This window comes from Sulfurimonas sp. (assembly GCF_032250635.1).
Lineage (GTDB): Bacteria > Campylobacterota > Campylobacteria > Campylobacterales > Sulfurimonadaceae > Sulfurimonas.
The window spans coordinates 1-4,010 of the sequence record NZ_JAVVFL010000197.1 but is presented as its reverse complement, the minus strand read 5'-3'; the positions used below and the strand labels follow the sequence as shown (position 1 = coordinate 4,010).

The following is a 4,010-nucleotide window of genomic DNA, read 5'->3' as shown; positions in this document are numbered from 1 at the left end:
AAATTGAATTCTTGCAGTTTATCCATTACATCTATATGCTTTTTAGCAAAAAATTCTAAATTTTTTTCATATGTTTGGATTGCTTTTGTCTCTATTGTTTCCATTATAACCTCTTTCATTTATATACTGATTTTAGCATTTGTTTTTTATTCTAATCTTGAGTCCAAGGCATTTTTGTAAAAATCTATAATTTTAAGCATATGCGAGACAAGCATATTATCAATGTTTTCTATATGCTCTTTTTCATTTTCCAACCCCACCGTGTTAAAAAAATCAAAGATATAAGTCAGAATGTATTGGCTGCATGTGTCTAAAACTCGAGCGAGCTCATAATTGTTTATATTTTCGCTGCTACTTATTGTAAGACAAAGCTCTTCAAGCTCCCTTAGGTACCTTTTCGCATCCGGTTTCTCTTTTTGGTTATGGCTTGTTATAATATTTTGCATTTGTTTTGCGTGGGAGAGTTTTTTGTACAAATTTTTAATCTCATTTTCATCGAGCCGTGAAGAGGAATTTTCAAGACATAAGTCGTATATATGGGCTCTTATATCTTGAGTTGATTTAAGTGTCATATCGCTTGGTTTTTTGCTTATCGTACCTAGAAACTTTGCTCCATCGTTTAAGTTAAAGACGGATTGAGTCTCTTTTTTTAAAATATTTGTCGCTTGGTTTATGGCATCGATAGAGATTTTAAAGTTTGGTGTTGTCGCCACTTTATCGGTTAAATTGCCAGCTACATAAAAAAGACTATCTTTGAACGACATCGTCTGTTTTTGAGCCGAACTCTCAGGCATTGTTAAAGTTTGCACATACTCATGTGTGTCAGAGTGTGTTTTTCCGGTTTTGCTGTCAATTGCCAAATCCAACCCAAGAAGATAGAGATTTTTGACATTGAGTCTTAGCAGTAGTTGATACGTTAGTGAACCTACGCAAGGCGCTGAGGGCTTTAAAGATAATTTTTTGTACTGCGTGCCTGTTTCAAAAAAGAAAAGCCTTTTTTTGTCAAACATAGAAACGACTTCTTTTGGCGTTCTTGCGGTGAACATATATATGGAATCTTTTATAAACTCCAGAGAATTCAACTTCTCGAAATGCGCTTTTGCCGCGTCAAAGGCATCCAGATGCGTGATGATGTCCGGTACAATCTTCTCTTTTTCCAAAATAGAGAGGGTCGCAGAGAGAGCTACTATGACAAAGTGATTGCGGTTTTTTTTAAGCCACTCCATGTTTTTTTGCAGCGAAGGGCCGGCGGCTATAAGCAAAAACGGTTTTTCATCAGTTAGTTTATCCGATAGACTCAGCGAGCTGTTTAAAAAGCGATAATCATAGAAAATATACTCAAGCGGAGTGAGATATTGCGTTAAAAGATGGTTGTAGAAAAAGAGCAGATGAGACTGGGATGTTACTGCTACGTGAAACTGCTCTATCTTCTCTTCGCTATGGCTTAATATATGAAAATATTTTATGTAGTGATTGTAGTAATGTTTTGTCTTTAAGAAATTTGTAGCAGTTGTAAAAAACTGGTTATCATCTTCAAATACGCAAAAGAAGAGTGTCGCGTCTAACGATATCTCTTTATAGTTTGTAACAAAAAGAGAGAGTCTAAAGAGCTCCAAATCATCCTCTACTATAAGATATACGCTGGATTTTATCTTTTTATGGATGGAAGTTACATGCAAGCCTAGACCGACTCCGAAAAATATGAATTTATTTATGCTTTTTAGCTCTTTTTGTTTTGGTGATTTACTGTTTGTGTAGTGGATAGTAGGGGCATAACCGCTCATGTGATGGACAAAAGGTTTCTCATCTTCATATCGCTTTAAATCATCCAGTGAAATATTGTGCTTATGAAATCCCTCAAAGAGATTCTCATCTAGAGTATAATCTATACTCTCTTGGGCAAGTGATGCGTGAATCCTGCTGTCTTTGGAGTAGAGATAGCTGTTTGTCTTTTTTTCCAGAACATCAAAGTATCCATTCTCATATACAAGTTCATATTTTTCTTGATAATTGGAGTGTTGTACTGCATTGTCAAGAGCAACCAGTTTTGAAAAAAGTTGCGGATGATTCTGCTCTATATATGAGATGTTTTCATTAAAGTTTTTTGTTATTATGGTGTTTATATCTTCCAATTAAAACCTTATTGTATATATTTTCATTTCAGAGCCTCTCCAAACTCATAATCTCTCTCTGCTTTTTTACCTAAAACATCTTTCAAATATTTCGGGTGCATTCCATAACCAGGTCTTACACTTCGTATGTTTTCTTCGCTAAAGAGTTCACCTTTTTTGATATCTTTAGCTACATAAAGGCTTCTTGAAAATCGTCGTGATTTTTTCTTCTTTTCATCCATACTGTAATCAACTTTGCCAAGAAGTTTTTGGGCGTCTCTTATTGCTTGAACCATATCTGAAAACTCTTGCTTGTCCATTGAAAAATCAGCATCAGCGCCGCCGATAGATTTATCTAGGATAAAATGTTTTTCTATTATTTTAGCTCCAAGCGTAACTGCGACTATGGGGGCTGTGCTTCCCATAGTATGGTCTGAAAAACCGGAAATAACTCCAAAAGTCTCTGCTAAATTTGGAATAGTCAAAAGATTTGCTTCTTCTAGCGGTGCTGGATATGAACTGGTACACTTCAAAAGCACAATGTCACTGTTTCCGACACTTCTGCATATATCCACGGCATCTTGTATCTCATCTATCGTAGCAATACCTGTTGATATAATCATCGGTTTCATCTTTGAAGCCGTATATCTTATAAGTTCATAGTCTGTAATCTCAAATGATGCTATTTTATAAGCGGATGGATTTAATGTTTCTAAAAAATCCACTGCAGTTTTATCAAACGGAGAAGAGAAAATATCTATACCTATCTCTCTTGCATAAAGAAACAACTCTTTATGCCACTCCCACGGCAGATAAGCCTCTGTATATAAATCATATAGTTTTTTATCATCCCAAAGAGTTCCGCCTTTGATGATAAAATCATCTTTATCACAATTTAAAGTGATTGTGTCAGCAGTGTATGTTTGAAGTTTAATTGCGTTAGCACCTATCTCTTTGGCTGCCTTAATGGTATCTTTTGCAATAGATATTTTACCGCCATGATTTGCACTAAGCTCGGCAATAATGTATATGCCATCTTTTTCTAAGTCAAAATTACCTATTTTCATATTTATACTTCCTTGAGCTTTGCATAAATCACAACTTGTCTGCTAAGACCTATATCAGCACACGCCTTATAAAAATTGATATATTTTTCTATTCCTTGTTCAAATAGAAAATTGTCGACCTCTATTCTTGATTTATGTGCAAACTTCCCAAGTTCTTTGTTTTTTACATAATTTGAAGCTTCATTAGAAAGGTATAATTCAATAGGAAACTCGCCCATGCAAACTGCTATTTCATACCCCAATGATAAAAGAAGACTCGATAAAGATTCGAAAGTGAAATAGTGTAAATGATCCGGCGGACACAACCATGTATTATTTGTATAGTTTTTTTCTTGTAAAAACTGCTGAAAATTAGAGTAGTCATTTGGCACTGAAATTCGCAATAGCGACTCTTTTGATAGCAATAATTTTAATGTTTTTAGTAACTCGATAGGATCAATCACATGTTCTAATACATTAGATAAATTTATAAAATTGAATTTTTTCTCATAAGCACATAAATCTTCAAGTGATTGAAATATATCTCCTTGAATTAGCGTATCCAGTAAATGAATATTATGATTGCTCATTCCACTACTTGAATAATCCATAGTAGTTACACTCCATTTAGCATGAAAAAAGCTGCTGGCAAAAAACCCCTCACCAGTTCCTACATCAAGTAAAGACCTATCTGTACTATTATAATGATTTTGAAATATAAATTGTCCAACCTTTGCTATGTATTCAAAATGCTTTAATTCATCATCTGAATATTTATGGGAATATTGAATACTGCTTTCTTGATAATATTTTTCTGAATAATATTTTTGTAACTCTTTTTGAGTAGGTAAAT

At 34.1% G+C, this 4,010-nt stretch carries 3 protein-coding genes; all 3 read right to left on the bottom strand.

All coding sequences use genetic code 11. The features are described 5' to 3' along the window. Positions 1-146: 146 nt before the first annotated feature. Positions 147-2,132 carry a 6-hydroxymethylpterin diphosphokinase MptE-like protein gene (locus tag RQ763_RS10350; RefSeq protein WP_314152867.1) on the bottom strand — a complete coding sequence of 662 codons (1,986 nt, stop codon included), beginning with the start codon at positions 2,130-2,132 and terminating at the stop codon, positions 147-149. A gap of 23 nt (positions 2,133-2,155) precedes the next feature. Further along, positions 2,156-3,178 carry a pseudaminic acid synthase gene (gene pseI / locus RQ763_RS10345; RefSeq protein WP_314152866.1) on the bottom strand — a complete coding sequence of 341 codons (1,023 nt, stop codon included), beginning with the start codon at positions 3,176-3,178 and terminating at the stop codon, positions 2,156-2,158. Positions 3,179-3,180: 2 nt separating this feature from the next. Then, the coding region (locus RQ763_RS10340; RefSeq protein ID WP_314152864.1) for a class I SAM-dependent methyltransferase at positions 3,181-4,010 on the bottom strand (830 nt) is incomplete at its 5' end.